The sequence below is a fragment of the Kosakonia sp. S42 genome (genome assembly GCF_016624785.1).
In the GTDB taxonomy this organism is placed as follows: Bacteria; Pseudomonadota; Gammaproteobacteria; order Enterobacterales; family Enterobacteriaceae; genus Kosakonia; species Kosakonia cowanii.
Map to the genome: position 1 here is coordinate 268,143 of NZ_JACVTW010000003.1, position 21,260 is coordinate 289,402.

The 21,260-nt window shown below is 56.2% G+C and carries 21 protein-coding genes; 7 read left to right on the plus strand and 14 right to left on the minus strand.

Going from position 1 to position 21,260, the window contains the following annotated elements:
• Nucleotides 1-60: 60 nt before the first annotated feature.
• Both acnB and yacL read left to right on the plus strand, forming a co-directional pair.
• Nucleotides 61-2,658 carry a bifunctional aconitate hydratase 2/2-methylisocitrate dehydratase gene (gene acnB / locus IAE50_RS06860; protein WP_200579895.1) on the plus strand — a complete coding sequence of 866 codons (2,598 nt, stop codon included), beginning with the start codon at nt 61-63 and terminating at the stop codon, nt 2,656-2,658.
• A 124-nt stretch (nt 2,659-2,782) separates the two neighbouring features.
• Entirely contained in the window at nt 2,783-3,145 is a 363-nt protein-coding gene (gene yacL, locus IAE50_RS06865; RefSeq protein WP_042716579.1) for a protein YacL, read from the plus strand.
• A 30-nt stretch (nt 3,146-3,175) separates the two neighbouring features.
• On the opposite strand, the gene speD is transcribed toward yacL, so the two are convergent.
• From speD to IAE50_RS06880, 3 genes are all read right to left on the minus strand, one after another.
• Complete coding sequence (speD, locus tag IAE50_RS06870) at nt 3,176-3,970, minus strand: adenosylmethionine decarboxylase (protein ID WP_200579896.1); 795 nt, start codon at nt 3,968-3,970, stop codon at nt 3,176-3,178.
• A gap of 20 nt (nt 3,971-3,990) precedes the next feature.
• The gene (gene speE / locus IAE50_RS06875) at nt 3,991-4,851 is read right to left on the minus strand and encodes a polyamine aminopropyltransferase (RefSeq protein WP_023480226.1); all 861 of its coding nucleotides are present in this window, start codon (nt 4,849-4,851) and stop codon (nt 3,991-3,993) included.
• Nucleotides 4,852-4,937: 86 nt separating this feature from the next.
• A complete protein-coding gene (locus IAE50_RS06880) occupies nt 4,938-5,285 on the minus strand; it encodes a YacC family pilotin-like protein (RefSeq protein WP_023480277.1) in 348 nt (115 codons plus the stop codon).
• 144 nt (nt 5,286-5,429) lie between these two features.
• Between IAE50_RS06880 and cueO the strand changes: the two genes are divergently transcribed.
• Entirely contained in the window at nt 5,430-6,995 is a 1,566-nt protein-coding gene (gene cueO / locus IAE50_RS06885) for a multicopper oxidase CueO (protein ID WP_200134252.1), read from the plus strand.
• Between the two features lie 223 nt (nt 6,996-7,218).
• Here cueO and IAE50_RS06890 read toward each other — a convergent pair whose 3' ends face one another.
• Nucleotides 7,219-9,609, minus strand: a complete 2,391-nt coding sequence (locus IAE50_RS06890) for a glucose/quinate/shikimate family membrane-bound PQQ-dependent dehydrogenase (RefSeq protein WP_023480348.1) — start codon at nt 9,607-9,609, stop codon at nt 7,219-7,221.
• Between the two features lie 206 nt (nt 9,610-9,815).
• Here IAE50_RS06890 and hpt point away from each other — a divergent pair, with 206 nt between their 5' ends.
• Entirely contained in the window at nt 9,816-10,352 is a 537-nt protein-coding gene (hpt, locus tag IAE50_RS06895; RefSeq protein WP_023480399.1) for a hypoxanthine phosphoribosyltransferase, read from the plus strand.
• A gap of 27 nt (nt 10,353-10,379) precedes the next feature.
• Here the strand turns inward: hpt and can are convergent, their stop codons facing one another.
• Nucleotides 10,380-11,042 carry a carbonate dehydratase gene (gene can / locus IAE50_RS06900; RefSeq protein WP_042716572.1) on the minus strand — a complete coding sequence of 221 codons (663 nt, stop codon included), beginning with the start codon at nt 11,040-11,042 and terminating at the stop codon, nt 10,380-10,382.
• Between the two features lie 107 nt (nt 11,043-11,149).
• Between can and IAE50_RS06905 the strand changes: the two genes are divergently transcribed.
• Nucleotides 11,150-12,076 (plus strand): ABC transporter ATP-binding protein, encoded by a 927-nt coding sequence (locus IAE50_RS06905; protein ID WP_200134253.1) that lies wholly within the window; start codon nt 11,150-11,152, stop codon nt 12,074-12,076.
• Nucleotides 12,073-12,843, plus strand: coding sequence for an ABC transporter permease (locus IAE50_RS06910; protein ID WP_094419373.1), 771 nt, complete (start codon nt 12,073-12,075; stop codon nt 12,841-12,843). Before IAE50_RS06905 ends, IAE50_RS06910 begins: the two co-directional genes overlap by 4 nt.
• A gap of 81 nt (nt 12,844-12,924) precedes the next feature.
• Here the strand turns inward: IAE50_RS06910 and IAE50_RS06915 are convergent, their stop codons facing one another.
• On the minus strand, nt 12,925-13,254 hold the full coding sequence (locus IAE50_RS06915; protein WP_094419374.1) for a hypothetical protein: 330 nt from the start codon (nt 13,252-13,254) through the stop codon (nt 12,925-12,927).
• 216 nt (nt 13,255-13,470) lie between these two features.
• Between IAE50_RS06915 and IAE50_RS06920 the strand changes: the two genes are divergently transcribed.
• Nucleotides 13,471-14,715, plus strand: coding sequence for a polysaccharide deacetylase family protein (locus IAE50_RS06920; protein ID WP_200134254.1), 1,245 nt, complete (start codon nt 13,471-13,473; stop codon nt 14,713-14,715).
• A gap of 3 nt (nt 14,716-14,718) precedes the next feature.
• Here IAE50_RS06920 and panD read toward each other — a convergent pair whose 3' ends face one another.
• The 8 genes from panD to sfsA all read right to left on the minus strand — a co-directional run bounded on the left by panD (nt 14,719) and on the right by sfsA (nt 21,225).
• A complete protein-coding gene (gene panD / locus IAE50_RS06925) occupies nt 14,719-15,099 on the minus strand; it encodes an aspartate 1-decarboxylase (protein WP_094419375.1) in 381 nt (126 codons plus the stop codon).
• A gap of 105 nt (nt 15,100-15,204) precedes the next feature.
• Nucleotides 15,205-16,062, minus strand: a complete 858-nt coding sequence (gene panC, locus IAE50_RS06930) for a pantoate--beta-alanine ligase (protein ID WP_200134255.1) — start codon at nt 16,060-16,062, stop codon at nt 15,205-15,207.
• 11 nt (nt 16,063-16,073) lie between these two features.
• On the minus strand, nt 16,074-16,865 hold the full coding sequence (panB, locus tag IAE50_RS06935) for a 3-methyl-2-oxobutanoate hydroxymethyltransferase (RefSeq protein WP_042716565.1): 792 nt from the start codon (nt 16,863-16,865) through the stop codon (nt 16,074-16,076).
• Nucleotides 16,866-16,973: 108 nt separating this feature from the next.
• Nucleotides 16,974-17,453 (minus strand): 2-amino-4-hydroxy-6-hydroxymethyldihydropteridine diphosphokinase, encoded by a 480-nt coding sequence (gene folK / locus IAE50_RS06940; protein WP_094419378.1) that lies wholly within the window; start codon nt 17,451-17,453, stop codon nt 16,974-16,976.
• Nucleotides 17,450-18,847, minus strand: a complete 1,398-nt coding sequence (pcnB, locus tag IAE50_RS06945; RefSeq protein ID WP_225975754.1) for a polynucleotide adenylyltransferase PcnB — start codon at nt 18,845-18,847, stop codon at nt 17,450-17,452. Before pcnB ends, folK begins: the two co-directional genes overlap by 4 nt.
• Before the next feature lie 58 nt (nt 18,848-18,905).
• Complete coding sequence (gene gluQRS / locus IAE50_RS06950; RefSeq protein WP_200579897.1) at nt 18,906-19,802, minus strand: tRNA glutamyl-Q(34) synthetase GluQRS; 897 nt, start codon at nt 19,800-19,802, stop codon at nt 18,906-18,908.
• 90 nt (nt 19,803-19,892) lie between these two features.
• Entirely contained in the window at nt 19,893-20,348 is a 456-nt protein-coding gene (dksA, locus tag IAE50_RS06955; RefSeq protein ID WP_007373199.1) for an RNA polymerase-binding protein DksA, read from the minus strand.
• 172 nt (nt 20,349-20,520) lie between these two features.
• Nucleotides 20,521-21,225, minus strand: a complete 705-nt coding sequence (gene sfsA, locus IAE50_RS06960; RefSeq protein ID WP_094419382.1) for a DNA/RNA nuclease SfsA — start codon at nt 21,223-21,225, stop codon at nt 20,521-20,523.
• Nucleotides 21,226-21,260: the final 35 nt, after the last annotated feature.

Below are 21,260 nucleotides of genomic sequence, written 5' to 3' on the forward strand. Positions count from 1 at the left end.
CACAGGAGCGTGAAGAGAAACGCCTGCCGCATTATGACAATGAGAGCGAGGAGAACCGTCGTGCTAGAAGAATACCGTAAGCACGTAGCTGAACGTGCCGCTGAGGGGATTGCGCCAAAACCATTAGATGCAACCCAAATGGCCGCGCTTGTCGAGCTGCTGAAGAGTCCGCCTGCTGGCGAAGAAGAATTCCTGTTAGACCTGCTGGCTAATCGTGTACCGCCCGGTGTTGACGAAGCCGCCTATGTGAAAGCGGGTTTCCTTGCAGCTGTCGCCAAAGGCGAAGCAACCTCCCCACTGGTTAGCCCTGAGAAAGCCGTTGAACTGCTGGGTACCATGCAGGGCGGTTATAACATCCATCCGCTGATTGACGCGCTGGATAACGATACGCTGGCACCGATTGCTGCCAAAGCCCTCTCCCATACCCTGCTGATGTTCGATAACTTCTACGATGTGGAAGAGAAAGCGAAAGCGGGCAACGCCTACGCCAAACAGGTGATGCAATCCTGGGCGGATGCTGAATGGTTCCAGAGCCGTCCGCCGCTGGCCGAGAAGATCACCGTTACCGTCTTTAAAGTGACCGGCGAAACCAACACCGATGACCTTTCACCGGCACCGGATGCCTGGTCGCGCCCGGATATTCCGCTGCACGCGCTGGCGATGCTGAAAAACGCCCGTGAAGGGATCGAACCGGATCAGCCGGGCAGCGTTGGCCCGATCAAGCAGATCGAAGCGCTGGCGCAGAAAGGCTTCCCGCTGGCCTACGTCGGCGACGTTGTCGGGACCGGCTCTTCGCGTAAATCCGCCACCAACTCGGTGCTGTGGTTTATGGGCGACGACATTCCGAACGTGCCGAACAAGCGCGGCGGCGGTCTGGTGCTTGGCGGCAAAATCGCGCCTATCTTCTTCAACACCATGGAAGATGCCGGTGCGCTGCCGATTGAAGTTGACGTCTCTGACCTGAACATGGGCGACGTGATTGACGTTTACCCGTTCAAAGGCGAAGTGCGCAACCACGAAACCAACGAACTGCTGGCGACCTTTGAACTAAAAACCGACGTGCTGATCGATGAAGTGCGCGCCGGTGGCCGTATCCCGCTGATTATCGGCCGTGGCCTGACCACCAAAGCGCGTGAAGCGCTGGGTCTGCCGCAGAGCGAGATCTTCCGTCAGGCGAAAGACGTGGCGGAGAGCAGCCGCGGCTACTCGCTGGCGCAGAAAATGGTCGGCCGCGCCTGTGGCGTCGACGGTGTTCGTCCGGGCGCATACTGCGAACCGAAGATGACCTCTGTGGGCTCGCAGGACACCACCGGGCCGATGACCCGTGACGAGCTGAAAGATCTGGCGTGCCTCGGCTTCTCTGCCGACCTGGTGATGCAGTCCTTCTGCCACACTGCGGCCTATCCGAAGCCGGTTGACGTCACTACCCACCATACGCTGCCGGACTTCATTATGAACCGTGGCGGCGTGTCGCTGCGTCCGGGCGATGGCGTTATCCACTCCTGGCTGAACCGCATGCTGCTGCCGGATACCGTTGGTACCGGCGGTGACTCCCACACCCGTTTCCCGATTGGTATCTCCTTCCCGGCGGGCTCGGGTCTGGTGGCGTTTGCTGCCGCGACCGGCGTAATGCCGCTGGATATGCCGGAATCGGTGCTGGTGCGCTTTAAAGGCAAAATGCAGCCGGGCATCACCCTGCGCGATCTGGTTCACGCCATTCCGCTGTACGCCATCAAACAGGGTCTGCTGACCGTTGAGAAGAAGGGTAAGAAAAACATCTTCTCTGGCCGCATCCTGGAAATTGAAGGCTTGCCGGATCTGAAAGTCGAGCAGGCGTTCGAGCTGACCGATGCCTCCGCAGAGCGTTCTGCTGCGGGTTGCACCATCAAGCTGAACAAAGAGCCGATTATCGAATACCTGACCTCCAACATCGTGCTGCTGAAGTGGATGATTGCTGAAGGCTACGGCGACCGCCGTACGCTGGAGCGCCGTATCCAGGGCATGGAGAAATGGCTGGCGGATCCGCAGCTGCTTGAAGCGGATGCGGACGCAGATTACGCGGCGGTGATCGATATCGATCTGGCCGAAATCAAAGAGCCGATCCTCTGCGCGCCGAACGATCCGGACGATGCGCGTCTGCTCTCTGATGTACAGGGCGAAAGCATCGATGAGGTGTTCATCGGTTCCTGTATGACCAACATCGGCCACTTCCGCGCCGCCGGTAAGCTGCTGGACAGCCACAAAGGCCAGCTGCCGACCCGCCTGTGGGTTGCGCCGCCGACGCGTATGGATGCCGCGCAGCTGACCGAAGAGGGCTACTACAGCGTCTTTGGTAAGAGCGGTGCGCGTATCGAAATCCCGGGCTGCTCCCTGTGCATGGGTAACCAGGCGCGTGTGGCAGACGGTGCGACCGTCGTTTCAACCTCGACCCGTAACTTCCCGAACCGTTTAGGTACCGGCGCGAACGTCTTCCTGGCTTCTGCTGAGCTGGCTGCCGTCTCGGCGCTGATCGGCAAGCTGCCGACGCCGCAGGAGTATCTGACCTTTATGGATCAGGTGGATAAAACCGCCGTGGATACTTACCGCTACCTCAACTTTGACCAGCTTGATCAATACACCGACAAAGCTGAAGGCGTGATATTCCAGACCGCCGTCTAAATCAGAAAGCCACTCTTCGGAGTGGCTTTTTTTTCCCTTCCTTCCCGTCCCCGCGCTTTTTTTCCTGTATGGTGCTGCGATAATTAAAGCACTGGCGGCTCTCTGGCCCCCATGAGGAGCAATGATGGATTACGAATTTCTGCGCGATGTCACCGGCGGCGTCAAAGTGCGCATGTCGATGGGGCACGAAGTGATCGGCCACTGGTTTAACGAAGAGGTGAAAGAGAACCTCGCCCTGTTGGATGAAGTGGAGCAGGCGGCGCAAACGGTGAAGGGCAGCGAGCGCTCCTGGCAGCGCATCGGCCATGAGTACACGCTGTGGCTGGATGGCGAAGAGGTGATGATCCGCGCCAATCTGCTGGAGTTTACCGGCGACGAGATGGAAGAGGGGATGAACTACTACGATGAGGAGAGTTTATCGCTCTGCGGCGTGGAGGATTTTCTTCAGGTAGTGGCCGCTTACCGGCAATTTCTTAAGCAGCGCTAATCGGGGAGCGTCCCTGCTCCCGCTGCGCATTTACACGGCCGGGATGTTGCGGCCGTAGTAGATCTCGCGCATCTCTTTCCACAGCGCTTCCGTGATCTCTTTCCGCTCCTGCGGCGTCAAATCTTCCGGTTTGGTATGGAACATGTAGTGCTTAAGGTCGAACTCTTTAAGCAACATTTTGGTATGGAACATGTTTTCCTGGTAAACATTCACATCCATCATGTCATACAGCGATTTCATATCGTCAGACATAAAGTTCTGGATCGAATTAATCTCGTGGTCGATGAAGTGCTTCATGCCATTCACGTCACGCGTAAAGCCGCGCACGCGGTAGTCGACGGTCACGATATCCGACTCAAGCTGATGGATAAGGTAGTTCAGCGCTTTCAGCGGCGAAATCACCCCGCAGGTTGAGACTTCAATGTCGGCGCGGAAGGTGCACAACCCGCCTTCAGGGTGGCTTTCCGGGTAGGTGTGCACGCAGATATGGCTCTTATCCAGATGCGCGACAACCGCTTCCGGCAGCGGCCCCGGGTGTTCGGTTTTATCGATCAGGTGCGGGTCGACCGGCTCTTCGCTCACCAGGATCGTCACGCTCGCACCCTGCGGCTCGTAGTCCTGGCGGGCAATATTCAAAATGTTGGCGCCAATGATGTTACAGGTCTCCGTGAGGATCTCCGTCAGGCGGTTGGCGTTATAGAGTTCATCAATATAGGCAATATAGCCGTCGCGCTCTTCGGCGGTTTTGGCGTAGCAGATATCGTAGATACAAAAACTCAGGCTTTTGGTCAGGTTGTTAAAGCCATGTAGTTTAAGCTTTTTCAATTTTTCTCACCCCCTTAGCGTCACTGTGCAGACAGTGCATCGTGTAGATATTGTGGCAGAGCAAATGCTGCCGTATGGATTGCCGGATTGTAGTAACGGCAGGTCAGTGCGGCGGTGTGGAAACGCGCGGCGATAATCTCCGTGGAGAGCGAGCGCAACGCTTCATTATCCGTCGCCCAGGCAAAGGTCATAATGCCGCCGTAATAGGTCGGGATCGCCGCTTGGTAGAAACTAACATCGGCAAAGTAGTGGCCCAGTTTGCGATGGCTGCCGACGGCTTCCTCCTGCTGTAAGAAGCAGACGCCGTTCTGCGCGACAAAAATCCCACCGGGATTGAGGCAGCGCTTGCACCCTTCATAAAACGCCGAGGTGAAGAGGCTCTCGCCCGGACCGACAGGATCGGTACAGTCAGAGATAATCACATCGAAAGTTTTTTGCGTGTGGTTGACGAAGTTGACGCCATCATCAATCACCAGCTCAAAGCGCGGGTCATCGTAGGCACCGGCGTTGTGTTTTGGCAGGTACTGGCGACAGAAAGAGACGACGCCTGCGTCGATCTCTACCATGGTGATGGTTTCAATATTTTTGTGGCGGGAGACTTCGCGCAGCATCGCGCCGTCGCCGCCGCCGATGATCAGCACATGCTTTGCGTGACCGTGCGCCAGCAGCGGAACGTGAGTCATCATCTCGTGATAGATAAACTCATCGCGTTCGGTAGTTTGTACCACGCCATCCAGCGCCATCACGCGGCCAAAGGCGGCGTTTTCGAAGATAATCAGATCCTGATGATCGGTCTTCTCGTGGTAAAGCACCTTATCAACGGCAAAGTACTGACCAAAGTTGTCGTGCAGCGTTTCTTGCCAAATGGTGTTGTCGGCCATTCGTCGCTCCTTTGTTAACATCCGTGAAAAACGGGCGCAACATGATAGCCAACTCTGGCGAACGATGCACGGTCAAAAGATAAGCGCTATTTCACGTAGGCGAGCAGACTCAACGAGTCACGGGCAAGAGCCTTACACTTTTTCGCCGTTGGAATGCCGATGCCGCTCAGATCGCGGTAGCTCTCTTCGCCCAGCGCTTTCATGTTCCAGCTATCGTAGTTGCTGAGATCCCACTGATTTTGCTGGGCAAAAAAGACCAGCGCACGGCGGATCTGCCCGTTAGGTAAGTTGTTATAACCGCAGTCATTTTTCAGGAAAACAAACACCGCCGTCAGATCGGCCATGTCTTCAGCTTCAGATTCACTCAGGGCATAACTATTGGCGGAGACAGCGAGCAGGCTGCCAAGGATGATACTTCTGAAAAACGTTTTCATTCTCTCTACCACGGCGTAACGGAAATTAAACGTTAGCACAGTCCAGTTAACGCGACGATATTTATTATCGTCTGCTTTCTTGACCTTCCGGCAGGGGAAAGGTTTACGCTTAAAGCATCGCCGACTCTTGATAAGGACATACCCATGCAACGTCGAGATTTCCTTAAATATTCCGCGCTCCTGGGGGCTGCCAGCGCGCTGCCGCTCTGGAGCCGCTCGCTCTTCGCCGCCACCTGGCCCACGTTACCCATTCCACCGCTGCTTGCCCCGGATGCAGAGAGCCGCATTGTCTTAACGGTGCAGGCGGGGGAGAGCCAGTTTGCGCAGAAAAGCGCGACAACCTGGGGGTATAACGGCGCGTTGCTGGGGCCTGCTATTCGGCTGCGTCAGGGAAAAGCGGTGACGGTAGATATCCGCAATCAGCTTGCCGAAGAGACCACCGTGCACTGGCACGGTCTCGAAGTGCCGGGCGAGGTCGACGGCGGGCCGCAGGGCGTGATTAAGGCGGGCGGTAGCCGGTCGGTGACCTTCACGCCCACGCAGCAGGCCGCCACCTGCTGGTTCCACCCTCATCAGCATGGAAAAACCGGGCGTCAGGTGGCGATGGGGCTCGCCGGGCTGGTGCTGATCGAAGATGACAACAGCCGCAAACTGCGCCTGCCGCAGCAGTGGGGCATCGATGATGTGCCGGTCATCGTGCAGGACAAAAAATTGACCGCGCAGGGGCAAATTGATTACCAGCTTGATGTAATGAGCGCGGCGGTGGGGTGGTTTGGCGATACGCTGCTCGCCAATGGTGCGGTCTACCCGCAGCATGCGGCTCCGCGCGGCTGGCTGCGCCTGCGCCTGCTCAACGGGTGTAACGCGCGCTCGCTCAATTTCGCTACCAGCGATCAGCGCCCGCTCTATGTCATCGCCAGCGACGGCGGGTTGTTAAGTGAGCCGGTTAAGGTGACTGAACTGCCGATGTTGATGGGCGAGCGGTTCGAGGTGCTGGTGGATATCAGCGATGGCAAGCCTTTCGATCTTATAACGCTGCCGGTTAAGCAGATGGGGATGACCGTCGCGCCGTTCGACCAGCCAGTGCCGGTGCTGCGTATCCAGCCGCTGCAGGTAACCGCCTCGGGCGATCTGCCGGATAAGCTTGCCACGCTGCCCGCACTGCCTGCGCTTGAGGGCTTAACTCAGCGCACTCTGCAACTGTCGATGGATCCGATGCTCGATATGATGGGGATGCAGGCGCTGCAGCAGAAGTATGGCGACGGCGCGATGGCAGGCATGGGGATGCATCACGGCGATATGCAGGGCATGCACGGCATGCAGATGGATCATGGCCATATGGATCACGGCAGCCAGGGGTTTGATTTCCACAATGCCAACCGGATTAACGGCAAAGCGTTTGATATGGTGACGCCGCAATTTGCGGTGCAAAAAGGGCAGTTTGAGCGCTGGGCGATCTCCGGGGAGGGGGACATGATGTTGCATCCGTTTCATATTCACGGTACGCAGTTCCGCATCCTCTCCGAAAACGGCAAGCCGCCCGCGGCGCATCGCGCAGGCTGGAAGGATACGGTCAATGTGTACGGTGCGCGCAGTGAAGTGCTGGTGCGCTTTGATCATGCGGCAGCGAAAGAGTTTGCCTATATGGCGCACTGCCATCTGCTGGAGCATGAAGATACCGGCATGATGCTTGGCTTTACCGTCGCGTAAACCGCAGCGGGTAAATATGCCTGATGGCGCTGCGCTTATCAGGCCTACGGTTCTGTGGTCGGTTTCAGGGTTTTGTAGGCCGGATAAGGCGCCAGCCGCCATCCGGCAATGCATTGCGATTCCACAACAAAAAAGCCCGGCAGCGCAATGCGTGCCGGGCTTTGTTTTGTAGGCCGGATAAGGCGTTAGCCGCCATCCGGCAATACCACATCAGAGTGCTTAATTACTTCGCATCATCCGGCAGAGCAAACGCCACGATGTAATCACCCATCTTGGTGCCGAACGAACCGTGACCGCCTGCAGAGATGACAACATACTGCTTGCCATTCACTTCATAGGTCATCGGCGTGGCCTGACCACCCGCTGGCAGACGACCTTCCCACAGTTTGTCACCGTTGGTCATGTTGTATGCGCGCAGGTAGTTATCCGCGGTACCGGCAATAAACAGCACGTTACCGGCAGTGGAGATCGGGCCGCCGAGCATCGGCATACCGAGGGTAAACGGCACTTTAATCGGCATCGGGAACGGCAGGCTATCCTGCGGCGTACCGATACGTTTTTTCCATGCTACCTGGTTGGTTTTCAGATCCAGCGCAGAGATATAACCCCAGGCTGGCTGTTTGCACGGCAGGCCAAACGGCGAGAGGAACGGATTCAGCGTTACGCCAAACGGCACGCCATACTGCGGCTGAATACCGGATTCCGAACCGGTGCCTTTCGCATCTTTCGGCGGCTCCATCGGGTTGTTTGGACCACGCGGGATCAGCTTCGAGACAAACGGCAGCGCCATCGGGTTAGCAATCGCCACCTGGCGGTTTGGATCGACGGAGATACCGCCCCACTCAAACATGCCGAGGTTACCCGGGAAGACCAGCGTACCCTGCTCAGACGGCGGAGTGAAAATGCCTTCATAACGCATCTGGTGGAACATCACGCGGCACACCAGTTGGTCGAACATGGTGGCGCCCCACATATCCGCGCCGCTCAGATCTCGCTTCGGACGGAAGCTCAGATCGGAGAAGGGTTGGGTTTTGGTGACGTAATCGCCTTTCGCTGCGCCCTGCGGAACCGGTTTTTCCGGTGCCGGCACAACCAGTTCGCCGTTACGGCGATCCAGCACGAAGATGTTACCGGTTTTCGCCGGAGCATAAACGACCGGCACTTTCTTACCGTTAACATCGATATCCGCCAGCGTCGGCTGGGACGGCATATCCATATCCCACAGATCGTGGTGTACGGTCTGATAGCTCCACACCAGCTTACCGGTGGTCGCATTCAACGCAACAATGGAACTGGCGTAACGCTCCTGCTCCGGCGTACGGTTACCGCCCCAGATATCTGGCGTAGTAACGCCCATCGGCAGGTAGACCATATCCAGCTTGGCGTCATAGGCGGCAGGCGCCCAGGAGTTCGGCGAGTTAATGGTGAACTTGTGCTCATCCGACGGGATTGCATTCGGATCTTTCGCGCCCGGATCGAAGGCCCACAGCAGCTTACCGGTGTTGATATCGAAACCACGAATCACACCAGACGGCTCACGGGTGGAGAAGTTATCCGTTACCGCACCGGCAATGATAATCACTTTATCGGTGACGATCGGCGGTGAAGTCGGCTCATACATCCCTGGCGTAGTAACCGGCATGTTGGTTTGCAGGTTGAGGATACCTTTGTTAGCAAAGGTGTCACACAGCTTGCCGTTATCAGCGTTAACCGCAAACAGGCGACCGTCGTTCACCGGCAGAATGATGCGGCGCGGGCAGTTAGCCACCACGTCCGGGCTGGCGTTTTCCGCCGTCGCTTCGTGGTAAGAGACACCACGGCAGGTTACGTGCTGGAAGGACGGATCCGCATTCAGCTGCGGATCGAAGTGCCACTTCTCTTTACCGCTTGCCGCATCAAGTGCGAACAGACGCTGGTGCGCGGTGCAGAGGAACAGGGTGTCGCCCACTTTAATCGGCGTCACTTCGTTGGTGATTTCACCCGGATCGTTCGGCAGCTTCAGGTCGCCGGTGCGGAACACCCAGGCTTCCTTCAGGTTCTTCACGTTATCCGCGTTGATCTGCTTCAGCGGGGAGTAACGCTGGCCTTCCTGGTTACGGCCATAAGCCGGCCAGTCGCTATCGGCAACGTTAGAGATCGGTGCAGCAGGCGTCGAGTCAGCGCTCAGGGTGCCGTTGATCTCCTGTGGGTCGTTAAAACCAGCCCAGGTCAGAATGCCGCCGCTAATCAGCAGTACCGCTAACAGAGCAGCAACCGCGCCGCGGGCAGGAATAATCAGGCGACGCCAGACAAATGGCAGAATCAGCCAGATACCGAAGAAGACAAGGATATCGCTACGTGGGGTCAGCGCCCAGAAGTCGAAGCCGACTTCCCAAACGCCCCACAGCATGGTGGCAAGCAGCAGAGCCGCGTAAAGCCAGAGCGCGGAACGCTTCCCTTTCCACAGCAGCCAGGTCACACCGAGCATCACCAGGCCAGCGATGGGGTAGTACCAGGAGCCGCCGATGGAGACCAGCCAGACACCACCGATTAAAAGATACAGCCCGCAGAAGGCTGCAAAGATCGTCGTCAGCATGATCAATAGCCGCGACCGTTGCGATTTTGTTTCTGCCATAAAAGGAATACTCATCAGTTTGTTAAATTTTTGATAGCAACTAATTATAGGTGTTAACAAGTGTGATCGTCATCACAAATCGAGCTTTCTCGATGCATGCCCACCTCAATTGGTTTTGCTGGTATACTTCACGGCTTGCGTTTCAATCACCGGTTTAAGCGATTGGTGTTGAATTATTTGCTTCTAAAATCATATGGTTAGTTAATATGAAACACAAAGTTGAAGTGATGATCCCGGAAGCGGAGATCAAAGCACGCGTCGCCGAACTGGGTCGTCAAATCACTGAACGTTACAAAGATAGCGGCAGCGAGATGGTGCTGGTGGGGCTGCTGCGCGGCTCGTTTATGTTTATGGCCGATCTCTGCCGTGAAGTGCAGGTCTCCCATGAAGTCGATTTTATGACCGCCTCCAGCTACGGCAGCGGCATGTCATCGACCCGCGATGTGAAAATCCTCAAAGATCTGGATGAAGATATTCGCGGCAAAGATGTATTGATTGTTGAAGACATTATCGATTCTGGCAACACGCTGTCGAAAGTTCGCGAGATCCTGAGCCTGCGCGAGCCGAAGTCGCTGGCGATCTGCACCCTGCTCGATAAACCCTCGCGACGCGAAGTGGATGTCACCGTCGAGTATGTCGGTTTTTCGATTCCGGATGAGTTTGTGGTGGGTTACGGAATTGACTACGCTCAGCGCTATCGCCATTTGCCCTACGTCGGCAAAGTGGTAATGCTGGACGAATAAAAAAATCGGGGCCGACGGCCCCGATTGTTATTTGTGATTAATGTGCTTCTGGCTGATGTTCTGTACACCTGTGCGGTAACGCTGTTCCAGCGTTTCGCGGTTGGTGGCGGTCACATCCAGATCGCGCAGCAGGCCGTCATGGATGCCGTAAGCCCAGCCGTGAATCGTCACGTTCTGGCCGCGTTTCCAGGCGGATTGCATAATCGTTGAGTGGCCAAGGTTATAAACCTGCTCCATGACGTTTAATTCGCACAGCGTATCGAGACGACGTTCTGGCGGCATTTCGCCGAGCAGCGAGCTATGTTTAAACCAGATGTCGCGAATGTGCAGCAGCCAGTTGTTGATAAGACCCAGTTCCGGGTTTTCAACCGCTGCCTGAACGCCGCCGCAGCCGTAGTGGCCGCAGATGATGATGTGTTCAACTTCCAGCACATCAACCGCGTATTGCACAACGGAGAGGCAGTTTAAGTCGGTATGGATGACCAGGTTGGCCACGTTACGGTGAACAAACAGCTCGCCGGGTTCAAGGCCAGTCAGGCGCTCAGCCGGAACGCGTGAGTCTGAACAGCCAATCCACAGAAAGCGCGGCTTTTGTGCCTGCGCCAGCGTTTCAAAAAATCCTGGATCTTCCTCGACCAGCATTTTTGACCATAGTGCGTTGTTGCTGATGAGTGTATCTATGTCTTTCATAGCGCTTTGCGACCTGTAAGCAAAATGAGTGCGAGGCCTAATATAGGTCAACTCTTTCTCTTTTAAAACCACACATCGAGTGTAAGAAAATAGGTAAGTGATAATTCATGACCATTGCACTGGAGCTTGAGCAGCTTAAAAAAACCTATCCTGGCGGCGTTCAGGCGCTGCGCGGAATCGATCTGCAAGTCGAGGCGGGAGACTTCTACGCCCTGCTTGGGCCGAACGGCGCGGGTAAGTCGACCACCATCGGCATTATCAGCTCGCTAGTGAACAAAACCTCTGGTCGGGTCAGCGTCTTTGGCTATGACCTGGAAAAGGATGTGGTGAACGCCAAACGCCAGCTGGGGCTGGTGCCGCAGGAGTTCAACTTCAACCCCTTTGAAACCGTACAGCAGATTGTCGTCAACCAGGCGGGCTACTACGGTGTCGATCGCAAAGATGCATTAGCTCGCAGCGAAAAGTACCTTAACCAGCTCGATCTGTGGGGAAAGCGTAACGAACGTGCGCGTATGCTCTCCGGCGGGATGAAGCGCCGTTTAATGATTGCCCGTGCGCTGATGCATGAGCCAAAACTGCTGATTCTTGATGAGCCAACGGCGGGCGTCGACATCGAACTGCGCCGCTCCATGTGGGGCTTTTTGAAGGATCTGAACGACAAAGGCACCACCATTATTCTCACCACTCACTATCTGGAAGAGGCGGAGATGCTGTGCCGCAATATCGGCATCATCCAGCATGGTGAACTGGTGGAGAACACCTCGATGAAGTCGCTGCTCTCCAAGCTTAAATCGGAGACCTTTATCCTTGATCTGGCGGCGAAAAGCGCGCTGCCGAAGCTGGAAGGGTATCAATATCGACTGGTAGATACCTCAACGCTCGAAGTGGAAGTGCTGCGCGAGCAGGGGATCAACAGCGTCTTTAGCCAGCTGAGCGCGCAGGGGATCCAGGTATTAAGTATGCGTAACAAAGCCAACCGCCTTGAAGAGCTGTTCGTTACGCTGGTGCATGACAGGAAAGGAGAGGGCGCATGATGCAGCTTTATTGGGTGGCGCTGAAGAGTATCTGGTACAAAGAGATCCAGCGTTTTATGCGTATCTGGGTGCAGACACTGGTGCCGCCGGTGATCACCATGACCCTCTACTTTATTATTTTCGGCAACCTGATCGGTTCGCGTATTGGTGAAATGCACGGCTTCACCTATATGCAGTTTATCGTTCCGGGTCTGATCATGATGGCGGTGATCACCAACGGCTATGCCAACGTCGCCTCCTCCTTCTTTAGCGCCAAGTTCCAGCGCAACATTGAAGAACTGCTGGTGGCACCGGTGCCGACGCACGTAATTATCGTGGGTTATGTTGGCGGCGGCGTGGCGCGCGGGCTCTGCGTTGGCGTGCTGGTAACGGCGGTGTCGCTCTTCTTCGTGCCTTTCCAGGTGCACTCATGGCTGTTTGTCGGGCTGACGCTGCTGCTTACCGCGGTGCTCTTTTCGCTGGCCGGTCTGCTGAATGCGGTGTTCGCCAAAACCTTTGACGATATCAGCCTGATCCCGACCTTTGTGTTGACCCCGCTGACCTACCTCGGCGGCGTCTTCTACTCCCTGACGCTGCTGCCGCCGTTCTGGCAGGCGCTGTCGCACCTGAACCCGATCGTCTATATGATCAGCGGCTTCCGCTTCGGCTTCCTCGGGATTAGCGATGTACCGCTGATCACCACGGTCGGCGTGCTGGTGGTCTTTATCCTCGGCTTCTATCTGACCTGCTGGTATCTGATTCAGCGTGGGCGCGGTTTGCGTAGCTAGCGGTTATCCGGCTATTTTCAGCATTGCTCTAAAAAACGATAAGATCGCTTCGGCGATCTTATCGTTTTGCATGAACAGCACTTAATCGTGTTTTAAAGACATTCTTATTTGATCGCCCGTTTCTAATCGGTAGTCACAATAAGTGAGTCCATTGTTTCTGGTGGGCTGATTCATCGCATTTAAGAGTTCTTTTACTTTACTGCCTATGATGGCCATCGGGTCGAATCCTTTCCATCTACAGTTAGTGGCGGATGGGGAGCAATAAACCACGCTTGAAATCCCATCCGTGTCCGTTTCCACGCCCGTTGACGTTATGCTTCCTTTTGCCGGGCATTGACCCGCGAAAGCCGCGCCTGAAGCGGATGAAAAGCCTAAAAGCAGAGCGAGAATAAGAGCTTTATCCATGTTCATGATGATCCCTTAGTCCATTATTAAGGTGCAATTGCACAAATAACATACAGCAGGGAAATGGAAAGGCAAAGTTTGAACAGAAGATGAGCATTCCACACCAGAGGTCACCTGCCAGGAAGCAATCCGCCGAGTTAGCCCACTTTTTGACCTAAACAAAGCCATTAAATCCCTCAGGTTTTGTTACAATCACGCCACTTTCCTAACGCGGTTCGTCTCATGTCTCGTTTGATTGCCTTTCTCTTTCTGTTGCTGGCCGGTAGCGTCTCTGCCGCCATTATCAGCGAACAAGCTGTTCCTGCACGTTATCTGCAAACCACCGAAGATGCCGACATCTGGGCGCAGGTGGGCGATAAGGTCATTACCGTCGGCAATATTCGCGCCGGGCAGATCATCGGCGTGGTGCCGGGCGAGGAGGATTACTACGCCTTTCGCTTCGGCTTTGGCTCGGGGTTTATTGATAAAGGCCATCTCGGCACGGTGACGGGCAACAAGCGCGTGCAGGATAGCCTCGGCGATCTTAATAAGCCGCTCAGCAACCAGAATCTCATCACCTGGCAGGATACGCCGCTCTACAACGCGCCCGATAAAACCAGCCCGCAGTTCGGCACGCTGGCGCAAAACCTGCGCTACCCGATTATCGATAAGCTCAAGGATCGCCTGAACCAGACCTGGTTTCAGATCCGCATCGGCAACCGGCTGGCGTGGGTCAGCAGCCTCGATGCGCAGGAAGATAACGGCCTGCCGGTGCTGACTTACCACCATATTTTGCATGACGAAGAGAACACCCGCTTTCGCCACACTTCCACTACCACTTCGGTTCGTGCCTTTACCAACCAGATGACGTGGCTGCGCGACCAGGGTTACGCCACACTGTCGATGTATCAGCTGGAAGGGTATGTGCGTAACCGCATGAATCTGCCCGCCCGCGCGGTGGTGATCACCTTTGATGATGGGCTGAAGTCCGTCAGCCGCTACGCCTACCCGATCCTGCGCCAGTATGGCTTTAAAGCGACGGCGTTTATTATCTCGTCGCGCATCAAGCTAAAGCCGCAGAAGTGGGACCCAAAATCGCTGCAGTTTATGAGCGTGTCGGAGCTTAACGGCATTCGTGATGTGTTTGATGTGCAGTCGCACACCCACTTCCTGCACCGGGTCGATGACGCGCGCCATCCGATCCTCTTTAGCCGTAGCTATCACAACATCCTGTTTGATTTTAAACGCTCACGCCGCGCGCTGGCGCAGTTCAACCCGCATGTGCTCTATCTCTCCTATCCGTTTGGCGGTTATGACGATAAAGCGGTGAAAGCGGCAAATGACGCCGGTTTCCATATGGCGGTAACCACGGTGCGCGGAAAGGTGAAGCCGGGGGATAATCCGTTCCTGTTAAAACGGCTCTATATCTTACGGACGGACTCGCTGGAAACGATGTCGCGGCTGATCAGCAATCAGCCGCAGGGGTAGGCATCAGGCAACCTGAACCGGCACGGCTTTCGCGGTGCGCTTCATCTCGTTGTCGCCGTCAAAATAGGCCACTTTCGGCTGCCAGTTGCGGGCCACGTCATCGGGCATGGTGACGTAGCTGGCGATAATCAGAATATCGCCGACATCCGCACAGTGCGCCGCCGCGCCGTTAACGGAGATAATGCGCGAGCCGCGCTCACCGGCAATCGCATAGGTAGAGAAGCGCTTACCGTTGGTGACGTTGTAGATATCAATGGCTTCGTATTCAAGGATACCGGCCGCTTCCAGGAAATCCTGGTCGATGGCGCAGGAGCCTTCGTAATGCAGGTCGGCCTGCGTCACTTTGACGCGGTGGAGCTTGCCTTGCAGCATAGTGCGAATCATAAGTTGAACCTTCGTTACTGAGAGTAAAGCCGAAACGGGGAGACGGCTCCCTGCTTAACCCCGTCTGTTGTTGCCGCGCCTTAACCGGCGCAGCGTTCTGCCAGATTATTTCTGGGTCAATTCAACCACTTTGTTGTCGATAAGCCGCGCCTGGCCGAGCCATGCCGCCATCAGAATCACCGCGCGCTCGCTGCTCTCTGTCACTTCAAGCAGCGTGTCCGCATCGCGGATCTGAATATCATCAGCGCGGAAACCGGCTTCGTTAACCTGCTGCTCCGCCAGTGCCACCAGCTCTTCGATATCGCGCTCACCCGCCTGTAATTTATCGGCGATGGCGTTCATCACTTTGCTCATTCCCGGCGCGATTTTACGCTGGTCAGCGGTGAGATAGCCGTTACGCGAGCTGAGCGCCAGGCCATCTTTCGCCCGCACGGTTGGTACACCGACAATCTCAATGTCGTAGCCCATATCCGCCACCATTTTGCGGATCAGCTGCAACTGCTGGTAATCCTTCTCGCCGAAGCAGGCGATGTCGGGCTGGACCAGATTAAACAGCTTGCTGACGATGGTCGAGACGCCGCGGAAATGGCCGGGACGGCTGGCACCTTCCAGCATCGTCGAGATGCCCGGAACGTCAACATAAGTCTGGCCTTCCGTGCCCTGCGGGTAGATATCCGCAGGTGCCGGGGCAAAGACGAAATCGACTTTGCGTTTGTTCAGCTTTTCACAATCTTCCTGCAGCGTGCGCGGGTAGCGCACCAGGTCATCCTGGCGGTCAAACTGCATCGGGTTCACAAAGATGCTTACCACCACCACATCGGCGCGCAGTTTCGCTTCGTCGACCAGCTTCATATGACCATCGTGCAGGTTGCCCATGGTCGGCACCAGCGCAATGCGTTTTCCTTCCTGACGCAGGCGGCGAATATGCTGGCGCAGCAGCGGCAGGGTTTCAATAATCAACACAACAAGGCTCCTTAATGGAAACTGTGCTCTTCGCCCGGATAGGCTCCGGACTCGACTTCAGCCACATACTGCCTGACCGCGGCACGCATGTCGCCTGCTTGATTGAGGAAATTTTTAGCAAATTTTGGAATATGTCCACCGGTAATGCCGAATGCGTCATGCATCACCAGAATCTGTCCGTCGGTCACATTACCTGCGCCAATACCAATCACCGGGATGGTTAGCGCCTCAGTAATGCGCTGCGCCAGTTCAACCGGCACGCACTCCAGCACCAGCAGCTGCGCGCCTGCCGCTTCCAGCGCCAGCGCATCCTCATACAGGCCTTGCGCTGCATCACCGCGTCCCTGAACTTTATAACCGCCGAAGATGTTGACCGATTGCGGGGTTAAACCGAGGTGCCCGCAGACCGGCACCGCGCGTTCGGTGAGCATTTTCACCGTCGGTGCCAGCCAGCGGCCGCCTTCGATTTTCACCATATTGGCACCCGCGCGCATCACCGCAGCCGCGTTCTCAAACGCCTGTTCAGGGGTGGCGTAGGCCATAAACGGCAGATCGGCGAGCAGCAGGCAGGCGGGTGCGCCGCGGCGAACCGCCTGGGTGTGATAAGCGATATCGGCTACCGTTACCGGCAGCGTGGAGTCGTGCCCTTGTACCGTCATGCCTAACGAATCGCCGACCAGCATCACGTTGATTCCCTCTTCGGCAAAGAGTTTGGCGAAGCTGTAGTCATAGGCGGTGATGGTGGCGAAGCGGCGCTTCTCCTGCTTACATTTCAGCAGCCACGAGAGGGTCGTCGGTTTCATAGCGTTTCCTGATAGTCGAAGGCGAATCTGGCGCATTCTAAGCAGCAACATTCAGGGGGGCAATGACTTTAGGCAACCCGTTGATGCAGGTCACCTTTTCAGGCGGGGTTACCAGGCGTGAGGTTTTGGCGCGTTCAGACGAGTCAACACGGCCTGTAATGATTCGCCATCGGGAAAGTGCAGGTCAGGGGCGATCTCAAACAGTGGCCACAGCATAAAGCCGCGGTTTTTCATATCGTAATGGGGAATGGTCAGGCGCGCGGTCTGCACTGCCATCTCGCCAAACAGCATGATATCGAGGTCAAGGGTGCGCGGCCCCCAGCGCTCGGCTTTACGTACGCGCCCCTGTTGCAGCTCAATGCGCTGCGTATGGTCGAGAAGGGCTTCCGGTGCGAGCGTGGTTTCCAGCGCCACGGCGGCGTTGAGATAGTCAGGCTGATCCGGCGGGCCGAGCGGGGGAGTGCGGTAAAGCGAGGAGCACGCCACGATCCGGCTGTCGGGGATCTCCCCCAGCGCGGCTATCGCGGCGTTTACTTGATCGAGCGGCGAGGCGAGATTGCTGCCCAGCGCGATAAAGGCCAGCGTCACGCACTGCCCTCACGGCGCGGCGCGCGTTTACGCGGACGGCGATGGCGACGGCGCTCGGCCGGCTCTTCACCTAAATCATCAAGCATATGTTTTTGCGCTGGCGGTGCAGAGACCTGGAACTCGCCCCACCATTTTGTCAGGCGTTGCAGCTCAGCGTTGTTTTCCGCCTCGGCGCGCAGCGCCAGCAGATCGTACGAGGCGCGGAATTTCGGATGCTCCATCAGTTTCCAGGCGCGTTTGCCCTGGCGACGGGACATGCGTAGCTGCAGCTGCCAGATATCACGAACCAGCGTAGTGATGCGTTTCGGGATCGCCAGCGAGCGGCACGCTTCGTCGAGCACGTCGTTCATCGCCAGCGCGAAGGCGTCGTAATAGGCCAGCCCGCCCTCCTGGGTGATACGCTGCGCGTTCTCCAGCAGCGGATACCAGAACATGGCGGCAAACAGAAACGCCGGGTTAACGCGCATATCGTTGTGAATGCGGTTATCGGTGTTCTTCAGCACCTGGGCAATAATGCGCTCCATCGGGCTGTCACCGCGCTCGGTAAAGCAGCGGGTGATGATCGGGAAGAGCGGCTGGAAGAGGCCATATTCGCGCAGCAACTGGTAGGTATCGTAACCGTAACCAGCCTGCAGCAGCTTCAGGGACTCTTCAAACAGACGCGCCGGCGGCACGTCGTTAATTAAGGTTGCCAGACGCGGGATCGGCTCTGCGGTCTCTTCGCTGATCTGCATGCCCAGCTTGGCGGCGAAACGCACCGCGCGCAGCATGCGCACCGGATCTTCGCGGTAGCGGGTTTCCGGGTTGCCGATCAGGCGGATGGTGCCCTCTTGCAGATCGCGCATGCCGCCGACGTAATCACGTACGGTAAAGTCGGCAACGCTGTAATAGAGGCTGTTAATGGTGAAGTCACGACGCTGGGCATCTTCTTCAATTGAGCCGAAGATGTTGTCGCGCAGCAGCATGCCGTTCTGGCCGCGCTGGGAGATGGTGCGATCGGTTTGTTGATCGTCATGATGACCACGGAAGGTCGCCACTTCGATAATCTCCGGCCCGAACATCACATGTGCGAGGCGGAAACGGCGACCCACCAGGCGGCAGTTGCGGAACAGCTTGCGCACCTGATCCGGCGTGGCGTTGGTGGTGACATCAAAATCTTTTGGTTTTTTGCCCAGCAACAAGTCGCGCACACCGCCGCCTACCAGGTAAGCTTCATAGCCCGCTTTATTCAGACGATAGAGCACTTTGAGCGCATTTTCGCTGATATCTTTGCGGGAAATAGCGTGCTGCTCACGCGGGATAACCGCCATTTGCGGTTTGGCCATTGCCTCAACGGCCATGCTCTCTTCGCGGCTTAGCACCTTGCGGCAAAAATTAGCGACTCGGGTAAAAATAGTACACCTCGGTAGTGTCAGACGTCATCGGGACAAAAAAATAGCGGCTAATCATAGCTCAGCGCGAAGCATTTGAGAATGCTGTATTCGCATCGCCTGTTACAGGTACGCGTGAAAGCGACCAGTTCGCCACCGCCTTTTCCAGCAGATCCTTCAGCGAGAGATCCTGCCACTCTTTTGTTACATCCTGGTTCATAAATTGTAAAGCACGGATCAACACAGGACGCGGATCGCCCTCCGGCAGGGCAGGTGCATGGTTCTGCTTAGAGAGCTTATCCCCTTGTTCATTAAGGGCTAATGGCAAATGAACATACTCCGGTGCCGGCCAGCCTAATTGTTGATAAAGGGAGAGGTGCCGCACCGTCGGCGCAATCAGATCCGCGCCGCGCACGATCTCCGTCACACCCTGAAAATGGTCATCGACCACCACGGCGAGGTTATAAGCAAATAATCCATCGCGGCGGTGAATAATAAAATCTTCGCGCGCCAGTTTCTCTTCGGCAACGATGCGCCCGCGCAGACGGTCGGTAAATTCCAGCACCGGCTGGCGTTGCAGCAGGCGAACCGCGGCGTTTTCCGGGCCATGATTCAGGGTGCGGCAGTGGCCATCATAGAAACCGCCCACGCTTTGAATACGTGCCCGCGTGCAGGTGCAGAAGTAGCTCAGCCCTTCACGGTGCAGCCGCGCCAGCACTTCCCGGTAAGCTTCATGTCGCCGCGATTGCCACAGCACCTCGCCGTCCCAGTGCAGGCCGTAGTGTTCCAGCTGGCGCAAAATTGTCTCTGCCGCACCGGGCACTTCGCGGGGAGGATCGATATCTTCAATCCGCACGCGCCAGATTCCATGCTGAGCACGGGCTTGCAGATAGCTGCCGAGGGCGGCAATTAACGAACCAAAATGCAGTTCACCGGATGGGGATGGCGCAAAGCGCCCGATATAGTGTGATTCAGGCATATCGACAGGCAAAAAAGTACAGGGCGGGCGCGTTCGCCGCCTTATAAGAGACGCCCCGCATCAGCGGGGCGTCTTGGGGAATGCCGGGGGTTAGCCCGCCATCTGTTTTTCGCGGATTTCCGCCAAGGTTTTGCAGTCGATGCACAGGTCGGCAGTCGGACGCGCTTCCAGACGACGGATACCAATTTCAACGCCGCAGGATTCGCAGAAACCGAAATCTTCGTCTTCTACTTTTTTCAGCGTTTTTTCGATCTTCTTAATCAGCTTACGCTCGCGATCGCGGTTACGCAGTTCAAGGCTGAACTCCTCTTCCTGAGCAGCACGGTCAACCGGGTCCGGGAAGTTAGCCGCTTCGTCCTGCATGTGCGTAACGGTGCGATCGACTTCATCCCTAAGTTGATTGCGCCATGCTTCAAGAATCCGCTTGAAGTGCGCCAGCTGGGCTTCGTTCATATACTCTTCGCCCGGCTTCTCTTGATACGGCTCCACCCCAGCGATGGCGAGAATACTCAGGGACGATGTTTTACGGTTTTGCCCTTCTTGCATGTTGCTTCTCCTTAACACGCACTATCGATCCCCGTATGGGGGAAAAATCAGGCCGCTATAAATAGCAGATGCTTTTACGGATGGCAAATATCCATACGTAACACTTGACAACCCTGTGAAGAAAAGCGTATTTGCGCACGCGACCAAATCACTTATTCGTCAGGCGCTTGCCTTAAAGCGAGAACGGTAGCGGCAAGCTAAGACTCATATTATCGGCAGAAAGTTCCGCTTTATAAGCAATAACTTCCACCCCATTTTGTTGCGCTTCACTCAATAATCGTGCGTATTCCCCATCAATATGGCGCGCGGGTGCGAAATGTTCAACGGCGGAGTGCAGAATGGCAAACAAGATCACCGCACGGTCACCATTGGCCGCAACGCTCATCAACTCCCGTAAATGCTTCTGCCCGCGCAGTGTGACCGCATCCGGGAAATAGCCTGACTGCTGCTCGGCGAGCGTGACCGATTTCACTTCAATATAGCAGTTGCGGCGATCCTCCGCCTGTAACAGAAAATCAATTCTGCTGCGCTCCGCACCATATTTCACTTCGCTTTTCAGCTCGCTATATCCCGTTAACTCAGGCAGGCGGTCGGCGATAATCGCCTCTTTCGTTAACATATTTGCCCGCTGCGTATTCACGCAAATAAATGCGCCCTGTTGCGTTTCAGTTAATTCCCAGGTGTGGGCATATTTGCGCTTCAGATTTGTTGAGGTGGAATACCAGACCCGATCGCCAGGCGTCGCGCAACCGGTCATCGCGCCGGTATTGGGGCAGTGCAGCGTCAGGGTTTCGCCTTCGGGCGTCACCACATCCGCCAGAAAGCGTTTATAGCGCGTCACAAGCGTGGCGGATTGTAACGGCGGGGTGAATTCCATATCTCTTCCTTAATATGTTCGTGGCTCAGGGCGCG

What these genes read in the sequence shown, in the direction of transcription:
- IAE50_RS06915 (WP_094419374.1), bottom strand. Translation starts at nt 13,254, where the DNA reads ATGAACATGGATAAAGCTCTTATTCTCGCTCTGCTTTTAGGCTTTTCA.
- IAE50_RS06920 (WP_200134254.1), top strand. Translation starts at nt 13,471, where the DNA reads ATGTCTCGTTTGATTGCCTTTCTCTTTCTGTTGCTGGCCGGTAGCGTC.
- sfsA (WP_094419382.1), bottom strand. Translation starts at nt 21,225, where the DNA reads ATGGAATTCACCCCGCCGTTACAATCCGCCACGCTTGTGACGCGCTAT.
- IAE50_RS06890 (WP_023480348.1), bottom strand. Translation starts at nt 9,609, where the DNA reads ATGGCAGAAACAAAATCGCAACGGTCGCGGCTATTGATCATGCTGACG.
- IAE50_RS06910 (WP_094419373.1), top strand. Translation starts at nt 12,073, where the DNA reads ATGATGCAGCTTTATTGGGTGGCGCTGAAGAGTATCTGGTACAAAGAG.
- panD (WP_094419375.1), bottom strand. Translation starts at nt 15,099, where the DNA reads ATGATTCGCACTATGCTGCAAGGCAAGCTCCACCGCGTCAAAGTGACG.
- hpt (WP_023480399.1), top strand. Translation starts at nt 9,816, where the DNA reads ATGAAACACAAAGTTGAAGTGATGATCCCGGAAGCGGAGATCAAAGCA.
- panB (WP_042716565.1), bottom strand. Translation starts at nt 16,865, where the DNA reads ATGAAACCGACGACCCTCTCGTGGCTGCTGAAATGTAAGCAGGAGAAG.
- speE (WP_023480226.1), bottom strand. Translation starts at nt 4,851, where the DNA reads ATGGCCGACAACACCATTTGGCAAGAAACGCTGCACGACAACTTTGGT.
- cueO (WP_200134252.1), top strand. Translation starts at nt 5,430, where the DNA reads ATGCAACGTCGAGATTTCCTTAAATATTCCGCGCTCCTGGGGGCTGCC.
- gluQRS (WP_200579897.1), bottom strand. Translation starts at nt 19,802, where the DNA reads ATGCCTGAATCACACTATATCGGGCGCTTTGCGCCATCCCCATCCGGT.
- yacL (WP_042716579.1), top strand. Translation starts at nt 2,783, where the DNA reads ATGGATTACGAATTTCTGCGCGATGTCACCGGCGGCGTCAAAGTGCGC.
- IAE50_RS06880 (WP_023480277.1), bottom strand. Translation starts at nt 5,285, where the DNA reads ATGAAAACGTTTTTCAGAAGTATCATCCTTGGCAGCCTGCTCGCTGTC.
- IAE50_RS06905 (WP_200134253.1), top strand. Translation starts at nt 11,150, where the DNA reads ATGACCATTGCACTGGAGCTTGAGCAGCTTAAAAAAACCTATCCTGGC.
- can (WP_042716572.1), bottom strand. Translation starts at nt 11,042, where the DNA reads ATGAAAGACATAGATACACTCATCAGCAACAACGCACTATGGTCAAAA.
- dksA (WP_007373199.1), bottom strand. Translation starts at nt 20,348, where the DNA reads ATGCAAGAAGGGCAAAACCGTAAAACATCGTCCCTGAGTATTCTCGCC.